The following is a 17,619-nucleotide window of genomic DNA, read 5'->3' on the forward strand; positions in this document are numbered from 1 at the left end:
ATTTTTCTATGATTATAAGCTTAGTTTTAAATTAACTCCGTAGGTCGCTGGCGAAGGCATTTGTCCTATTTCTACACCGGGCATAATTCGGTTCCCGTTAAGAGCAGCGGTTTCAGGATCATAAATTGGGAAGTCGGTTAGCATAGCAACATTTCTTCCGAAAGCAGAAAGGGACAGTGATTGGATCCCGGTGTTATTTAACCATTTTGCCGGGAATCTATATTGAAGGTTTATTTCACGCAATTTTAAGTAAGAAGCTTCAAAAGAATTCGACTCCACATTTGCTCTACGGTAATATCTATTGTACCATTCCTGTACGGCAACTTCAGTAGTATTAGGAGAATAAGAACCATCTGCATTCAGTACCACTCCGTCGCCAACGATACTCATATTATCCCTGCCTTCATAAGTAAACTTAAGTTTTCCCTGTTGGGTAAGTTTATGATGTGTCTGGGAATAAATGATTCCGCCATACTGCCCATCTAATGTGAAGCTAAAATCAAAATTGCCCAGGGTAATCTGGTTGTATAAACCTGCTCTCCAATCGGGCATAGCGTCCCCCACGTATCGAATGTCGCCAGACTCCGGGTATGCAGGTAAACCTTTACTGTCGTATACGATTTGCCCCTCAGGAGATCGTACAAATTTATAACCGTAAATGGCGGTAGGAGAACCACCAACCTTAGCAATTAAAGAAGCTTGGCCTCCCTGATCGATTATATATTGATTTTCAATATTATCTGGAAGGTTAAAAACTTCGCCTTCGTTTTTAGACCAGGTAAGGGTAGAGGACCATTTAAGTTTATCGTTATTTATAATTTTTCCTGTTAAGGTGAGTTCAATACCTCGGTTTCTTACTTTTCCCGCATTTAGAATAGCTGAACTGTAACCTGTATCCCAATTTAGCGGGACAGCGATAATTTGATTTTCGGTAGAAATCTGGTAAACCGTAGCATCAAGACTAATACGATTGTTTAAGAATCTGGCTTCAAAACCAGTTTCATAACTCGTAGAAATTTCAGGTTTAAAATCGCGATTATATAGGGTTGTTGGGACGGTTGCCGAACTGGGGAAATTATTTTGACTATAATATTTTCTGGTTTGGTATGGACTGGTATCATTACCTACCTGAGCATATGAGAATCGATATTTTAAATATTCAATTCCTTTTCCAGAGAAATTAAAAATGTCTGATAAAATAAAACTTGTATTTGCTGAAGGATAAAAGAACGACCAGTTTTCTTTTGGTAAGGTGCTGGACCAATCGTTCCTTCCCGTAATATCAAGAAAAATCTGATCTTTATAGGACCATGTCATTAAACCATATAAACTGTTAACTTCTTTGTTTTGATCTGAAGTGTATAGTGAAGGTGCATTTTTACCATTTGAAAGTTTATAAACATCTGGCACAACCAGGCCCGTAACCGATGCGTTATTTAATCTTCTTTTTTCAATTCTGTTGTTTCCTCCAATACTGGCAGACAGGCTAAAGTCTTTAAATTTGTTTTCATAACTAAGCAGAAAGTCATTATTGATTTCCTGTTTAAAAACATCCTGAGTTTGGTAATATCCTTCGGCGTACCTGTTAATACTATACGGTCTTTTTTGTTCTCTTTCCTGGTTGTAAGTATTTATAGCTGTTCTAAGCATTAAGTTGAAATGCGGAGCAAGCTTTATATTGGCATTTAAATTTCCAACAATTTGATGACTGTTAAGGGTATTCAGTGATTTGTAAGCTATTAGGTAAGGGTTATCGATATACGAGCTAAATGGTTGTATTTGCTGTATGTTTTCCTGCCCCTCCTGCCATATTGGTCGATACCAATCCAGATCTACATTTGGATTCTGGAAAATCATAAAGTAAGCGATAGAACCATTGTTGTATCCCGTGCTGGGTAAATTATCACTCCATTGATTGTTGTAGTTTACCACGGCGCCCAAACTAATTTTTTCTGAAATGTTATATTTAGAGTTTAGGGAAGCGGTTACTCTTTCGTATCCGGTATTAGGCATTATCCACTCATTTTTTGTGTGGGCTAAAGAGGCCCTCATCGAACCATCTTTACCACCGCCCTGGATAGCAATATTATTTTGAGTGGTGACCCCGGTTTGCCAAAAGTCTTTTCTATTGTCTTTATAAGGTCGCCATTCTTGTCTTTCTAAAGATTGTCCTTGTACCGAGGGATCGTATTGGAAAAATTCCTGATCATTAAATTCAGGACCCCAGGCACTGCTGGTACCTCCCGTGCTACCGCCATCTTCAGAGCTTCCGTAAGAATAATAAAGTTCCCCATCGGCATTGGTGTAATTGTTTCCCTGGCCGTAACGATATTGGTAATCCGGCCATCTTTGAATACGATCAAAAGAAGTAATTGAATTAATGGTGATCCCTAATCCCTTACTTTTTTTACCGGATTTGGTGGTAATCATTAGAACCCCATTTGCCGCACGACTACCATATAAGGCGGCGGCACCAGGTCCTTTTAAAACAGAAACACTTTCGATATCATCAAAATTGAGGTTTGAGATTCCGTTACCGTAATCAATAGGTGAATCTTCCCCCATATAAGCACTGCCGGATCCTGAAGTGGTCATTTCGGTATTTATGGGAACACCATCTACTACGATAAGTGCGTAATTTCCGTTGAGATCAAAAGAACTATTTCCTCTTAATGTGATTTGTTGAGAGTTAATGGGGCCAGATCCTGAAGAGCTAATGTTCATCCCCGCAACTTTTCCTTTTAAACCAGAGCTCCAGTTGGTAGGGGCGGTTTGGGATAAACTTTCACCATCTACAGTAGCTTGAGAGAAGCCTAATTGTTTTTCTTCCCTTTTAATTCCCAGGGCGGTTACGACCACCTCATTTAACGCATTGGCATTTTCCTGGAGTATAATTTCTAATGGCTCATCAGTGCTTGTTGCTGTGATTTCCTGAGTTTTAAATCCCATAAAAGAAACTTCCAATATAGTTGGATAACTAGAAATACTGATGCTGAAATTACCATCAAAATCTGTCGTAACGCCATTAGAAGTCCCTTTTTCGATAATCGTTGCTCCCGGCAATGGAAGCTTTTCGTCATCTAAAACCTTACCCCATATTTTTTGCTGAGGTATCGCTTTTAGTACACTGATTGTTTTATTGATTTGCTGGAATTTTAATCCAGTTCGCGAACTAATCAATCCCAGGATAGTGGAAAGCCGTTGTTTTTTCCCCATGAAATTGAATTTTTCCTTTGATTTTGTTACAGTTTCATCAAAAACAAAGGTGAATTCGGTTTTAGATTCGATTTCAGAAAAAACATCAGCTAAATTGGCATTCCTAACTGATAGCTTAATTAAGATTTCGTTGAAATTTTTATTGTTTGTAGAAGCAATAGCGCTTCCCGTAAGTAGCAGAAAACTTAATAATAGATAATAAGCGCAAAGTTTTCTGAAAAATTGTAGTTTCGTATTCATTACAATTGGCTATAGATTATTTATTTGTAGTCGGTAACTTTTAGACCCACTACTGTGGCAGCAGGAGTGGGTTTTGTTTTTAGTTTATATAGGGTTCTTTCTTATAATTATTTGTTTTTTGTTGGTAGAATCGATTTTAAGATTCTTAATAAGTGCCAGACTTTTAAGAACATTAGAGAGTTTTTCGTCGTTAAATTTCCCAGTGATTTTCAATTGTTTTAAACTGTCGTCAGCAAATTGAATATTCACATCATACCAGTTTTCAATAATTTTAGCGGTATGTTCTAAACTGATATTTTTTAGGATAATCATCTTCCTTGTCCAGGCATTAAAATCCCTGCTGTCTCCTTTACTTATTTTAGGTTTTCGATTTTCTTTAAAAGATGCCTGCTGATCTTTGGTAAGAATTACTTTGTACTCTGGGTTTTTTAAAGGTATGACCTCTACTTTTCCGGTGTTTACACTTACCATGGGCACTTGATCTTTATAGCTTTTTATGTTAAAAGACGTTCCTAAAACCCGGGTTTCTAAATCTTTGCTCTTTATGGTAAAAGGATGTGCTGTATCCCTGGCGACTTTAAAGAAAGCTTCTCCCTGCAGCTTGACAGTGCGCTCTTCAGTGAAATTATTTTCATAGGTGATGCTACTATTGCCGTTTAGAAAAATTACAGAGCCATCGTCCATTTTTATCTCCTTCTTTTCTCCTTTTTCAGCAATAATGGTGGTGTAATTATTGCTAAACATGCCTGTGAAAAATCCTAGCATCAATAGGGTAGTAAATCCAGCAGCAGCCATTGCCAGATATTTCTTTAGTGGAGTTCTTTTTCGTTTTATAGTTAGGTTTTGCTGAATATTATAAAATAACTTTTCTCTTTTTTCAGAAGAAATCGGCACCAATACATTTTTATTAGCTTCCTGCATTTTCGAAAAGAAAATATCCATAGCCAAACGTTCCTGGCTATTCACCTTTTTGTGTGTGTATTTTTCTGCTAACTTTTTAAATTCTTCTACTTTCAAGACTTAATTTTTATGTGATAGACTGGGTTATCATTTTTATTTATGTAATGTTTAAGGGTGAAAACGATCGTTTAGAATGCGTTTCTAAAAGGGAGTCACAAAAAATAAGGAGCACACGTAAGGAAAAAAGTAGTCTTAAACTTTTGTTAACGATAAAGGTGTTAGGTTAACCTTTAATAAACATTGTAGTAATAAGGAGGGAAATTTGGTAAGGATCGATATTGTTTTTTAGAAACTTCAGGGCATTGCTAATATGCGTTTCCACCGTTCTTGTAGAGAGATTTAATTTTGAAGCAATTTCAGTATTAGAAAGTTGTTCGTATCTACTTAATTTGAAAACTTCCCGACATTTGGGAGGTAGTTTTTCAATAAGTGTCTTTATTTGCTGTTCAAATTCTTCAAATTCGATGTTTTTAGAAGCCGTGGTTGGATATGGAATTTGTAGTAAGATACTTTCATGAAGTTCTGTGAATTTTAGATCCCGGATATGATTGGCAATACGATATTTTACCGCCCTAAAAAGGTAGCCTTCTAAATGAACAATTTCTGTGTCTGCTAATTTTTCCCAAAGACTTATAAAAACTTCCTGTACGATATCTTCACAAATAAGCTCATCCTGATAAATTTTATAGGCATAAGAGTAAAGACGTTTCCAGTATTTGTCGAAAATAGCCTGGAAAGCATCCGGGTCTTTATCCTTAAATAAGCGATAAAGTGTAGCATCGGTTAGTTTAGAAATTTCCTTTTCCATTGGTTTGTAGGGTATAACAAATGAAAAACATTTCTGACTTTTAAGGGATCGTATCTGGTTTAAGATTAGGTTAATTATTACGAGTTAAAAGTTTGAAAGTTTAAAGTGAAAAGTTTACAAGGGTTCGTATTTGGGGAATTACGTTATGCTTTTCTATTTCTTCGGCATACAAAATAGTATCACTTATTTTAGATGCTTGTCTATTCTCTAATTTCCAACACTTAAGGGTGTTATTTTCTGCCAGCTTTCAGCTTTTGTATTTAAAAATAGACTAATTTTGCGCGATTTTTATAAAATATAGGCATTGAAAGAAGAACTTTTTGAGCAGCTGGATTTTACTGTAAATCAGCAGTACGAGCAAATTATAGACGATTTGTTGGAGAAGCAATATAGTATTGTCGACGATTTTTTTGATCCTCTAGAAATTCTGAAACTTAGAAGTTCGTTACTGCATAAATACGAAGAAGACAAGTTTAAAAAGTCGGCTATTGGTAACCGCACTAACGAACTTATCGAAAAAGCGATTCGCGGTGATTTTATTTTATGGATGAACGAAGCTGAAGCCGGAGAAACCGAAAAAATTTTCTTCCACAAAATCAACAATCTTATCGAATATCTAAACAGAACCTGTTTTATGGGTATTCTGCATAAAGAATTTCACTATGCCGTATATCCAAAGGGTACATTTTACAAGCGGCATTTAGATACTTTTCAAAATGATTCTCGTCGTAAACTTTCTATTGTAAGTTATTTAAACGATGAAAACTGGTTGAAAACAAATGGAGGAGAACTGGTGATTTATAAGGAAGATGGAAGCGAGGAGGTGATTTATCCATTACCTGGAAGGGTTGTGATTTTCGAAAGTCAGATTTTAGAGCACGAGGTAAAAGAAGTAAAAAATTCTGAGCGTTTAAGTATTACCGGTTGGTTGAAAACCCGGTAAGTTTAATCCCCTGAGACTTACCTCGAAATCAGAAAAAAGTTTTTTGGATTCATACCTGGAGGGTTTGCCCTAAGATTCTTGATTAGCAATTTTGTTAGTGGTGGCTTTTGCTACCCTCTTTTGCCAGGAACGAGCAAAAGGATTTCTAATGCATATCACTAACGCAAAAAGAATTAGGAGGGCTATTTTCTAAACTTTTTATACAAAACCAGGATAACTAGGATGATGGCTAGAATCATCCAAAAGCCATAGCCACTAAGAAAACTTAAAATTTCAAAAGTTTCTTCATTTTCAGGTAAGGTACTTTGCATTACTGTCTTTCTTTTTTACGGCGGTAATAATCAAATATCACTAATGCGGTTATGACAACAAAAATGAGCAGAAACCAAAAGTTGTCACTTAAAAAGTCGGAGAGCTCAAAACCATATTGCTGGGATTGAGTCGCAGGTTGATCTTTTGGTAGTTCAGGTTGTTGAAAAAAAGGCATGCTTTTTAATTTATCTAAAATTAGCAAATGCTGCGATTAATAAAGCCAAAGAAATTGTAAAGTTAGGTGTTAGTCTGTAGAAGTTTTATTTCTATGGGATTATTGCGCTTGATGAGCTAATTTATTTAGAGTTTTGACTTTTATTTTTTTAAATATTATAGGTGCTTCTTAAAACAAATACTATCTTCTATACCATTATATTGACCATAGTTAGGAACTACTTTGTAATTACTTTTTTCGTATAATCTAATAGCTTCGAGCATTTTGTTGCCTGTTTCTAATATGCACTTGCTATAATTCATTTCTTTTGCCCACTTTTCAAGGTTTTTTAAAATGTGAACCGCTATTCCTTTACCGCGCATTTCAATAGGAACAAACATCCTTTTGATCTCCATGGTATCACTATCATAAGCTTTCATAGCTCCACATCCAACAGGTTTATCGTCAATAGTTGCGATGATTACATGTTTAATCTGGTCTATTTTATTATACTGGGCAAAGAATTCGTTTGTTTCCCCATTTCTTTTAGACAGCTCCCCATCTAATTCTGAAACTAAATGTTGAAAATCTGTTTCGCTAGAACTAGTTCGTTTTATTTCAATCATTTTATTTTTTTCTCTTGAATTCGCGATAGGCAATGAGAACTACGAAGCAGAGAATGAGGAAAGGCAGAAGTACTATTAAAAAGTCATTGAACTGGACTCCCAGATCCATTTCATCAGCGTGCGTCACGGTGTAGTTTTTTCTTTTTAAAAATTCGGTAAACTAAAAAGGCAACGATAACAAAAAATGCAAATGGCATCATCATCGCAGCGATTTCTCCTGTAAATGCTCCCAGCATTTCTGCCTTATCACCCAAAGTGTCTAATGGTAAAACTTTCATATATTATTTTTTAAATTTAGCAAGTGCATTCCGGGTAAAGTCTGATAATACCAGTTCTCCGCTAATGGCAGCATTTTCCATGAGGATAGTCGACCAGTTTTCGGTGCCTTGCCATAACACACGTTTCATTTCGAGTAGGGCTTCAGGATTGTAAGATGCTAATTTTTCAGCAAAAATTCCAATTTCTTTATCTAAATCTTTAGTACTTTCAAAAACCCGGGCAAAAATTCCTTTGTCTTTTGCCCAATATGCGGTTTTCCATTCGTGTGCGGCTAATGTAAGCTCGCCAAGGGCAGCAATCCCAATTTTACGTTCTATGGCTGGTGCGATCACAAAAGGCCCGATTCCAATACTTAGTTCTGAGAGTTTGATAGCAGCAGCTTCCGTAGCCATGGCATAATCGCAAGCAGCGATTAATCCAACGCCTCCTCCAACGGTTTTTCCCTGAATACGACCAATAATTAACTTCTTACAGGTTCGCATGGCGTTTAAAACTTTAGCAAAGCCAGAGAAAAAGACTTTACCCTGTTGCATGTTTTCAACAGCCATTAATTCGTCAAAAGAAGCACCGGCACAAAATGCTTTTTCTCCTTCAGATTTCAGGAGGATTACTTTTACTTCTGGCTGATCGGAATATTCGCAAATAGCTTTTTCCAGTCGGTCTAAAAGTACACCGGGAAAACTATTACTGGCAGGATGCCCAAATTCAATAATCCCAATGTTATTTTCTATTGAGGTATATAAGCTTCCGTTCTCGCGTGTGGTGGTCATAATTCAAGTTTTATCAAATGTAAATAATCTTAAGAAAATGATAAGCGAAGACTTCGTTAATAAAAGAGTGCCTATATTGCTAATCAAGGTAATCAATTTTGTACCTTTCAGCGTTTTCAGAATATGGCAATAGATAAAAGTTTAGCTCTTAGAAAAGACATCGAAGATGTAAATGAAATTCCCGGAATTCATAAGTTACTTAATGTAATTAGCTGTTCCTCTAATATGCGGTTTGTTGCGATAGCAAGAGTTACCGAAGAGCGTTGGATTACTGCGGTTTCTAAGGATGATATTGAGTTTGGTTTAAGACCTGGAGATGAGTTAGCAGTAGAATCTACAATTTGTAACGAAATTAGGCAACATCACATTCCTGTGGTTATAGAGGATGTAGATCATAACACTATATTTTGTAATCATCATACTCCAAAACAGTATGGTTTTAAAAGTTATATTTCTTATCCTATTTTTCTGAAAGATGGTTCTTTCTTTGGGACCTTATGCGCGATCGATCCAAAACCTGCTAAAATAAATAACGACGGGGTTAGAGATATGTTTAAGTTGTATACAGATTTAATCTCTTATCATTTAGAATCTATTCATAAACTTAGGCAAGCTAATAGAAAGATTAAGAAACAGGATGAGATAGCTGAACTTAGAGAAACTTTTGTTGCTATTTTAGGTCATGATCTTAGAAATCCCGTTGGCACTACCAGAATTTGTGCAGATATGCTTCTGAGTTCAAAGATACCCGAGGCTGCCAAAAAGCAGGCAGAGATCATCAAATCTACTTCTTACAGGATGCAGAGTTTAATCGATAATCTTTTAGATTTTGCCAAGGGAAATATAGGAGAGGGGATTAGTTTGAACCTAAGCGAAGATAACAATAAGCTGGAAAAAGAGTTAGGAGAAGTGATTACGGAGTGTAAAATTATTAATGAGGATAGATTGATTGAAAGTGAAATAAGTTTACATCAAAAAGTAGATTGTGATACCACCAGAATGGCACAATTACTTTCCAATTTGTTAAATAATGCCATAAAACACAGCATATCTAAAAAGCCTGTGCTGGTTAAAATATCAAGTAGTTCCTCGCAATTTTCGCTTTCGGTTATTAATCATGGGGAGACAATTCCTAAAAAGAATCAGCGTGAATTGTTTAAACCTTATTTTAAAAGTAAAGCCAAAAATAATGAAAATGGATTAGGTTTAGGACTTTATATCGCTTCAGAGATTGCTAAGGCGCATCATGGTAATTTAGGTGTTACATCTGAAGATGGCGTGACCAGCTTCAATTTTAGCATGCCAGTTGAGTCTAGCTTGGAATCAACAGGAACACTTTTAGGTTAAACTTCTTTATTTAAATATTTTCTTCGGAATTTAATAACGAGTCCGCTTGCCCTAATGAGCATCCAGACCAAAAAGGCCATCCAAATCGCGTACAATTTCAGGCCAAAATAATCTGAAATTAACAATGCCGGGGTAAAACCCAGAAAGGTAGCGACAAGTAATAAATTGCGTAGGTAAGCTGCTTCTCCCAGGCCTTTAAATATGCCGTCGAACATAAAAGCGATCGCATTAATGGGTTGCATTAAAAGTACGATCCAAAAAGCCGAGGCAAAAAGCGCTAAAACCACTTCATCTTTATTAAATAAAATCCCGATTTGATTGTAGAAAATTCCGCAGATGGCCATTAATATCAAAGCGATCAATACTGCGTATTTGGAGATTTTTTTGCTTAATTCCCACAGGTTTTTGTAATCTTTGGCACCTAATAATTTTCCTCCAATGGCATTGCCGGCATTAGCATAACCATCTATAAAAAAGCTAAAAAACAACCATATATTCATCAAAATACTTTGCGCGGCAATATAGTTTTCTCCATAGTCTGTTGCGTAGGCATTGGCCAGCATAATAGCGATATTTAGGGAAAGTGTCCTTAAAAAAAGATTCGCCGCCATGACCAAAAGGGGTTTAAATTCTGGATTAAGTTTTAAGCTTGGTTTAAGATGAAATGGTGTTTTTTTAAAGAAAAACCATAAGGCCATTATCAACATAGTAGTCTGGGCAGCAAGACTGGCATAGGCAGCACCCTCCAAATGCATCGCCGGGATATAGCCTTCTATACCATATACCAGCAGGTAATCGAGTAAAATATTTACTACCGCTCCGCTTAAGCTGCACTTCATGGCCCAGGAGGTGTTTTGTAAGCCTCTAAATACTCCAAAAATGGTGAAGGTAAGTAGCGTTAAGGGGAAACCAATAGCCCTAATTTGATAATAACTTACGGAATACTCCAAAATCAAACCTTTAGCATTGTAAGCACTAAATATAAATGTTGCCAATGGTGCGGTAATCCCGTAAATAAAGAGGCTAAGTAAAAGATTAAAAACGATGGTTTGCGGCACCAGGGTTTTTACAGCATGAAGACGGTTAGCTCCTAAATGTTGGGATACTTTTGCCGAAATAGCGGTTTTTGTCTGCGCTAAAATCCAGATTACGGCAGAAAGAAAAGAACCTACAATACCGGCAGCAGCTAGTGCTTCAACCGAGTTACTTTCTACATTGCCAATAACAGCAATATCGGTAAGTGAAATTAAAGGTTCTGCAATACCTGCGATTATCGCAGGTATTGCAATCCTATTAATGTTTTTGAAACTTACTGCAGAGGTATCCAATTTGGCCATATTGGTAAATATAGACAGGTTTTTTTAAAGAACTAGCTCGTAACAATGAAACGGATGTTCGCTTTTTACCGGGAAGAAAATATCCCCTAACCTTTGATAGCCTCTGGATTCGTAGAAGCGATGGTTTCTTTTGTTCTGGCTAAAGGTATCCAACCTTATAGATGTGTAATGGTGTTTTCTGGCAAACTCTTCAGCAAAGTCCATTAATTTTTTTCCATTTCCAAGCCCCCAAAAGCTTGGGTCTGTAGCCAGGCGATGGACATATAGATTGTTTTTATTTTCAGTGATCCAAGGTATAGGAAGGTACTCTTCATCCATTTCAGGTGTTAAAACGATGATACCCATAATCTCATTTTCGGTATTAACAAGCTTAAATAGTTCGTTTTTATCGATATCTGTAGCTAGTTTTTCTTTAGAAGGATAGTTCTCGTTCCACTGGTTAATCCCTTTATCTATCATGGCTTCGGCACAACGTTCGGTAAGACGTTTTATCTCGGAGAGGTCTTTTGGAAGGGCAGGTTTAATCATTCGGTTTAAAAAACTTTTTTATTTCAATAAAATTTATAAATTTGCTTCGGTCAAAATGGGGGATTAGCTCAGCTGGCTAGAGCGTTTGGCTGGCAGCCAAAAGGTCATCGGTTCGACTCCGATATTCTCCACAAAACCTCGCAATTTTTGCGAGGTTTTTTATTTCATATAGACTTTTAATCTTTCGACTAATCCGCGAATGTAGCTTTTTACAGCAGTTAGCATTTGATCATGATTTTGTAAGCCACGCTCGTAAATGCTTTTCATTTTCTTTTCATCATCCAGAATGGCCTGATTTTTAGCTTTTGCCTCACCACTTAGTCGGTCTACCGTTTCCTGCATTTCGCTTTTGAAAGCCTCAAAATCCGGAAAATTAATTTTAACCGGCGTCTGGGTTGGGCCGATATCGATATGACTTAACTGAATGCTAAGTTCGTTATCTTTAAAATTGCTTAAAATTCCGAAGTAAATATCCATGGGAATGCTGGCGCTTCCTTGTTTGATGTCAACTCCAGAAGTAATATCAACAATCATCTCGTTTTCGGTATTTTTAGACGCCTTAATATTAGATTGCTCAAATTCTGATAAGAGCCATTCATGGAGTTTTTCCTTAATTTCTTGAGTAGATTTACCATGAAGTTTAATGGTTTCTTCGTAATATAAATTGCCTTTCTCGTTAAACTGAGCTGATGTCTTTAAGCCCAGCAAAAGAAAGAATATTAAAAATCGATTCATTTTTTATAAGATTTGAGATCAAAGATAATTCCTATGCTAAAAGAAAAAAAGAAACCTCCTACATTCATTCAAGAATAAGGAGGTTCGATAAGTTGTTAAGAGGTTTAAAACTCTTTATGACTTTGGTAATTGGACATAGTAGCCCAATATTCATATATCTTTGATTTTAATTGTCATCATCATTATCACCATACTCATCAATCAGATCCTGAACTTCTGCAGCGATGAATGGGAACGTCCTGTCTAATAAATATTGAAATTTTTCTGGAAGGTCTTCTTTTTCCCAGGGATGAGAAGCTTCAAAAACATGATTGGCATTTTCTACCAATAGTAATTTTGAAATTGGGCTCCACTCAAACAATTCTCCAGAGCAGGAAATTGAAACGGTCGTATCATTACTGCCGTGTGCAATTAAATGAGGGATTTCCAGTTTTTTAGTGGCATTTTTGACATTTAGGCGCTCTTTGTTTTCCTTATAGTTTTTATAAAACTGGTAATGGTGAGGCAATTGTTGTTTTGTGCGTGTATTTACGATGTATTGCACACCTTTCTTTTCCCATTTTTCAAGGTCTTTCCCGGTGGGGAATTTCGCGCCAAGGTCTGTAGGTGCTGCAAAAGTAACCAATCGGGTGATACGCTTTTCATTGGCTGCTTTAATAATGGCTATAGCGCCGCCGCGAGAATGCCCAATAAGGTTAATATGGCTAACATCTATTTGTATAGCATCTGGAAAATCTGGAACTAAAAGCCAATCGATTACTGATTGTAGATCGTCTAGTTCTATGCTATAATTGTTATCGCCAAAAGCTTCGATGTCTAAAAATTCTGTAGGATTTTCTGGGGTGGTACCATTATGTGAAAAATTAAATTTCACAAAAAAATAGCCTTTTTCAGCAAAAGTTTCGGCCATTTTATCCCAGGCTCCCCAGTCTTTAAAACCTTTATAACCATGACAAAAAATAACTACGGGTTTTGGTTTTTGATCGTCCTGGAAAAACAAATCGCAAAGTATTGGTTTATTATGTTTTCCTTCAATTTGAATGTTCTTCTTTCTAGTAATCTCCATAAGCTTTTAAATCTCTTTTTCGGTGAATGGAATCGCCGGATTGCAAATTTCAGTAATTAATTTTTCTAATTGGTCTTCGTAAGCTAAAAAAGTGTCTTCGTTTATTGAGAAATCTTTGGAGCCACCTCGCGGTTTCTCTCGCTTGGCAAATTTTAGGAGACCGGCTTTCAGGTTTTTAAAAGATATTATTCCTCCTTCTAGAGGTAACGGAATATTTTCTTCGTTTTTCATCATGGTAGCATAGGCAAGTACCTGAAAACTCTTGCTATACTTATCGTAATCTGTAGTAATGTTTTCCCAATCTACAATTTCTATTTTACTTTGTTCTACCTTTCCCGTTTTATAGTCAATAATTCTGGTGATACCGTTACAATTTTCTACACGATCTACTTTCCCTCTTATATATACAGGAAAATCCAGTGAAGAAATATTGATTTTCGATTTTAAATTTTTTTCAATTTTTTCAATTCTTATCGCTTCCCCTTTTTTTAAACGATCGTTTTCCAGGTCCAAGAAATTGGAGAGATAACGTTTAGCGATTTCAAAAATCAGGTAGTTTTTTCCCTGTAAGATGGGTGATTTTGTGTAAGATTTATAAAACTGTGTGCTCACCTCCTGGTCGATACGTTTTCTGAAATCCAGAATATGGATTTCTTTTAGTAACTCTCCTTCCAGTGGTTTATAAAATACTTCCAAGCTATCATGTATCACTGTTCCCAGGGTATTATAAGCTACAGTTTCTTCAACTTCTTCTTCCTCTTTTACGCCAAGTACATATTGATAGTAAAAATCAAGCGGGTTCCTGATATAACTGGTTAATGCTGAGGGTGAAAACCCATAATTTGCCAGATCTTTTAATTTCTCAATCATGGCCGGAGTTTTCCCAATTACTTTTAATTCGTTATTCACCTTGGGTACTTTTGGTGAAACGGTATTGATTTTTAAAAGGTGGTTAGGTTGTTTTTCAATTTCCAGTTGGGTTAAAAACCTGCTTTTTTCTCCGGAATTTAGTCCGCCACTCTCGGTATTATACAGTAAGGTCACCTTTGTGGCGCGCTGCAAAAGTCGGTAAAAGTGATAGGTATAAACCGCATCCTTTTCCCGATAAGTCGGGAGGTTATAGGACTTTTTAAGATCGTAAGGAATAAACGAGTTATTGGATTTTCCCGAAGGTAAGGTGCCTTCATTTACTGATGTAATGATGACGTTTTCAAAGTCCAGCGCTCTGGATTCTAACATACCCATAAGTTGTAGACCTTTAAATGGGCGTCCCTGAAAATCCAGACTTTGCGTGCTCATAATCTCATTATAAAAATTGCGGAGTGCAGTTAAGCTATTTATATGAGGATAGGTCGTATTTAAAGTTTGAAGCTGATTAAAGAGTTTATGAAAATGATATAAAAATTCCAGTTGTAGTTTGCCTGCCTTTTCTTGCGTTAAGCTATCTTTTATGCTGAAAACGATATTCTGGAAATGCAGGATAGCTTTTTTGGCAGAATTCTCCCAGCTTTTAAAACACCAACTGATAAACTCCTGTAGCGTTGCCGGAAAGTTAGCTTCGATTTCTTCATACTTCAGATATACGGTATTCTCTTTATTTATTTTCTGAATAAATTTTGAAGCATAGGGTTTTAATATTTGATGCAGTGAGGGATGATTTATAATGGCAATAACATTTTTATAGTAATAGCTGGAACCCGATTTGGTGTGTAAATCGAATAAGGAATTAAATAATGAGGTTACCGGAGCATTTTTTAGCGGAAATCCCATCGTAATGTTTAAATCTTTTACATTAGGAGGTAAACTATTTAAAATAGGGAGCAGCAAACTTTCGTCGCCTAAAACAATAGCAGTTTTCTCTAATTCGGCTTCACTTTTATTGGCTAATAGTTCTGCCAGATATTTGGCCTGCCCTATATTTTTAGGGATTCCGGTAATCGAAATGTCTTTTGCTTCACGGTATTCTTCAATTTCGGGATGAAAAGGGTTTTCTTTATAAAATGGCCAGTCTTTTAAATATTCTCTTATAAATAACGAAGCTTCGTGATGATAATCCTTTAGGAAGACATTGTCGATATCCCAAAAAACCTTTGCTAAATTTTGCTGTAATAATTCCTGAAAAATAACCTGCTCTGCTGAATTTAAAGCGTTAAAACCTAAGAATACATATTCTTGATTTGAATTTTTCGAAGCGTATACTGCTACTTTCGAAGCAGCCGAACGATAAATGAGACCTTGATATCCCTGCTCTTTTTCAAAAAGATTTTCTTTTAAGACAGAATAATATTGCGGTAACTGATCCCAGAACTTCAGGTAATTTTCGATAAGTTCGGTGCGATGCTGCTTAGACCAGTGGTTGATATCCTGAATATCGGCCAGATAGTTAAAAAACTTTTCAGCATCGATTAAATAACGGTCAATTTCATTAAAATCATGAATCAAACTTTGCGCCCAGGCTAAAAAAGTTTCAAAACTTTCTAATTCTTCCTTTGGAGTAAGTTTTTGATAAACCTCGTAGAATTCGAAAAGAGTGGTCGTATTATCAATAGATTTTAAACCAGAGACCTCTTCTGTAAACTCTTCTATACTATAAATTTTAGGGGCAAAAATAGTGGAAGAAGTAAGTTGGCTAAGTTCATTCAGTAAAAAAGCACCTGCTCTTTTACTAGGTAAAATAAAGACCAAATCTGAGATTGGAGTATCTTCTTTTTGCAGTTGCTCCAGTACCTGGCGAATAAATGATTTCATAGTATAAAAATAAAAAACGCGCTGAGCATTCAGCGCGTTTTTAAAAGATATTATGATTCTTAAGATTACATGTTTGAATCTTTCATTTCTTTATCTTTATCCAAAGAGATTTCAACTCTTCTGTTTTCTTGTCTACCAGCTTCAGTACTGTTTGTTGCGATAGGTCTAGATTCTCCGTAACCTTCAGATGTTAATCTGTTAGCGGGAATTCCTCCATCTACAAGAAATTGTCTTACCGATGCAGCTCTTTCCTTAGATAATTTAAGGTTGTACTCATCACTACCAACGCTATCTGTGTGTCCACCAATATGGAATACAGTGTTTGGATATTCTTCCATAATCTCAATGATAGAATTTAAAGCTTTTTCAGACTCAGATCTAATTGTAGCTTTATTGAAATCGAAAAGTACGGTATTCGAGTATTCGTTTAGTTCATTAATAACCTCTACAGTAGGCTCTGGACAACCGTTATTTGCCACAGTACCGGCAACCTCAGGACAATCATCTTCAGGATCTATTACGCCGTCACCATCTGTATCTTCGTAAGGACATCCGTTATTTTCTTCAGGACCTGCTTCTTCAGGACATTCGTCTTCGTTATCAGGGATTCCATCACCATCGGCATCAGGACATCCGTTTAGTTCAGCTAAACCTGGAGTTTCAGGACAGTCATCTTCAGGGTCTGGAACACCATCACCATCAGTATCAGGACATCCGTTAAATTCAGCTAAACCTGCTTCATTAGGACAATCGTCCATAGAATCCTGGATTCCATCACCATCTGAGTCAGGACATCCATTAAATTCTGGAAGACCTGGCGTTTCAGGACATTCATCGTTTTTATCGTAGATTCCATCACCATCAGTATCAGTTCCACCAAACATAAATTTAAGACCTGCACTATGTTGGAAATGTTGTCCCATTTCAGGTTCAAAAGCATGCTTATATTTAGACTCTACAAAAATTGCTAAATTATCTGTAAACCAGAAATTGATCCCTAAGCTACCATTTAAGGTAGGAGCGTCTAAGTTTTCAAGGTCATCAGCATCCTGATTACCAATCCAGGTGTAACCACCACCAATACCCACAACAGGATCAAACCATCCATCGTTAAGCATTGCTCTTAAAGAGTAGTTAATCGAACCATCTACGGAATAGTAAGAAAGATCATCTACAGCTCTGTCCCCAAAATCACTAATTTGGTTAATAGAACCGTCGATTTCTGCAACTAACCCGGCACCAATATATCTACCAACAGTAAGTTGAGAAACAGAAGGTAATATGTTCCAGTGGTCACCCGCATTAAAATATTCATCAAAAAAACCATTACTTAATGGAGCACCATTATTAGTAGGATAAAAATCCACGGCATTTGTACCGATGCTTAGCGCCCATGGGTTGTTTTCGTCCTGCGCACTAGCAGAACTTATACCCAACACGATCATCGATAATACAATTAATCTAGAAAGATGTTTCATATCAATAGTTTAATTTTAAGTGTTAATTGGTACAAAATTAGTCGGTGTTCCCACAGTTCCAAAGTTTGCGAT

Annotated in this window: 15 protein-coding genes and 1 tRNA gene; 3 read left to right on the top strand and 13 right to left on the bottom strand. The window is 36.4% G+C overall.

Annotated elements, in window-relative coordinates; all coding sequences use genetic code 11:
- Positions 1 to 12 precede the first annotated feature (12 nt).
- The 3 genes from ZPR_RS01230 to ZPR_RS01240 form a co-directional block, all read right to left on the bottom strand.
- Positions 13 to 3,456, bottom strand: a complete 3,444-nt coding sequence (locus tag ZPR_RS01230; protein ID WP_013069767.1) for a SusC/RagA family TonB-linked outer membrane protein — start codon at positions 3,454 to 3,456, stop codon at positions 13 to 15.
- 84 nt (positions 3,457 to 3,540) lie between these two features.
- Positions 3,541 to 4,473, bottom strand: a complete 933-nt coding sequence (locus tag ZPR_RS01235) for a FecR family protein (RefSeq protein ID WP_013069768.1) — start codon at positions 4,471 to 4,473, stop codon at positions 3,541 to 3,543.
- Between the two features lie 166 nt (positions 4,474 to 4,639).
- Positions 4,640 to 5,224 (bottom strand): RNA polymerase sigma-70 factor, encoded by a 585-nt coding sequence (locus tag ZPR_RS01240; RefSeq protein ID WP_013069769.1) that lies wholly within the window; start codon positions 5,222 to 5,224, stop codon positions 4,640 to 4,642.
- Between the two features lie 304 nt (positions 5,225 to 5,528).
- Here ZPR_RS01240 and ZPR_RS01245 point away from each other — a divergent pair, with 304 nt between their 5' ends.
- Positions 5,529 to 6,167, top strand: coding sequence for a 2OG-Fe(II) oxygenase (locus ZPR_RS01245; protein WP_013069770.1), 639 nt, complete (start codon positions 5,529 to 5,531; stop codon positions 6,165 to 6,167).
- A gap of 182 nt (positions 6,168 to 6,349) precedes the next feature.
- Here ZPR_RS01245 and ZPR_RS23825 read toward each other — a convergent pair whose 3' ends face one another.
- The 4 genes from ZPR_RS23825 to ZPR_RS01255 form a co-directional block, all read right to left on the bottom strand.
- On the bottom strand, positions 6,350 to 6,478 hold the full coding sequence (locus ZPR_RS23825) for a hypothetical protein (protein WP_013069771.1): 129 nt from the start codon (positions 6,476 to 6,478) through the stop codon (positions 6,350 to 6,352).
- Positions 6,479 to 6,809: 331 nt separating this feature from the next.
- A complete protein-coding gene (locus ZPR_RS01250) occupies positions 6,810 to 7,259 on the bottom strand; it encodes a GNAT family N-acetyltransferase (protein ID WP_041579450.1) in 450 nt (149 codons plus the stop codon).
- 113 nt (positions 7,260 to 7,372) lie between these two features.
- Positions 7,373 to 7,537: a FeoB-associated Cys-rich membrane protein gene (locus tag ZPR_RS23320; RefSeq protein WP_013069774.1), complete on the bottom strand. Its 165-nt coding sequence runs from the start codon at positions 7,535 to 7,537 to the stop codon at positions 7,373 to 7,375.
- 3 nt (positions 7,538 to 7,540) lie between these two features.
- Complete coding sequence (locus ZPR_RS01255) at positions 7,541 to 8,308, bottom strand: enoyl-CoA hydratase/isomerase family protein (RefSeq protein ID WP_013069775.1); 768 nt, start codon at positions 8,306 to 8,308, stop codon at positions 7,541 to 7,543.
- A gap of 123 nt (positions 8,309 to 8,431) precedes the next feature.
- Here ZPR_RS01255 and ZPR_RS01260 point away from each other — a divergent pair, with 123 nt between their 5' ends.
- A complete protein-coding gene (locus ZPR_RS01260) occupies positions 8,432 to 9,655 on the top strand; it encodes a GAF domain-containing sensor histidine kinase (protein ID WP_013069776.1) in 1,224 nt (407 codons plus the stop codon).
- On the opposite strand, the gene ZPR_RS01265 is transcribed toward ZPR_RS01260, so the two are convergent.
- Both ZPR_RS01265 and ZPR_RS01270 read right to left on the bottom strand, forming a co-directional pair.
- Positions 9,652 to 10,992, bottom strand: coding sequence for an MATE family efflux transporter (locus tag ZPR_RS01265; RefSeq protein WP_013069777.1), 1,341 nt, complete (start codon positions 10,990 to 10,992; stop codon positions 9,652 to 9,654). The genes ZPR_RS01260 and ZPR_RS01265 overlap by 4 nt on opposite strands.
- Before the next feature lie 24 nt (positions 10,993 to 11,016).
- On the bottom strand, positions 11,017 to 11,520 hold the full coding sequence (locus ZPR_RS01270) for a GNAT family N-acetyltransferase (RefSeq protein ID WP_041578502.1): 504 nt from the start codon (positions 11,518 to 11,520) through the stop codon (positions 11,017 to 11,019).
- A 57-nt stretch (positions 11,521 to 11,577) separates the two neighbouring features.
- On the opposite strand from ZPR_RS01270, the gene ZPR_RS01275 reads away from it, so the two are divergent.
- Positions 11,578 to 11,651 (top strand) — tRNA-Ala (locus tag ZPR_RS01275).
- Positions 11,652 to 11,679: 28 nt separating this feature from the next.
- Here ZPR_RS01275 and ZPR_RS01280 read toward each other — a convergent pair.
- The 4 genes from ZPR_RS01280 to ZPR_RS01295 all read right to left on the bottom strand — a co-directional run bounded on the left by ZPR_RS01280 (position 11,680) and on the right by ZPR_RS01295 (position 17,547).
- The gene (locus ZPR_RS01280) at positions 11,680 to 12,255 is read right to left on the bottom strand and encodes a DUF4468 domain-containing protein (RefSeq protein ID WP_013069780.1); all 576 of its coding nucleotides are present in this window, start codon (positions 12,253 to 12,255) and stop codon (positions 11,680 to 11,682) included.
- A 166-nt stretch (positions 12,256 to 12,421) separates the two neighbouring features.
- Positions 12,422 to 13,321, bottom strand: coding sequence for an alpha/beta hydrolase family protein (locus ZPR_RS01285; protein WP_013069781.1), 900 nt, complete (start codon positions 13,319 to 13,321; stop codon positions 12,422 to 12,424).
- Between the two features lie 6 nt (positions 13,322 to 13,327).
- Positions 13,328 to 16,069 (bottom strand): PD-(D/E)XK nuclease family protein, encoded by a 2,742-nt coding sequence (locus ZPR_RS01290; RefSeq protein WP_013069782.1) that lies wholly within the window; start codon positions 16,067 to 16,069, stop codon positions 13,328 to 13,330.
- Between the two features lie 65 nt (positions 16,070 to 16,134).
- Complete coding sequence (locus ZPR_RS01295; protein ID WP_013069783.1) at positions 16,135 to 17,547, bottom strand: OmpA family protein; 1,413 nt, start codon at positions 17,545 to 17,547, stop codon at positions 16,135 to 16,137.
- Positions 17,548 to 17,619 lie beyond the last annotated feature (72 nt).

Source organism: Zunongwangia profunda SM-A87 (assembly GCF_000023465.1).
In the GTDB taxonomy this organism is placed as follows: Bacteria; Bacteroidota; Bacteroidia; order Flavobacteriales; family Flavobacteriaceae; genus Zunongwangia; species Zunongwangia profunda.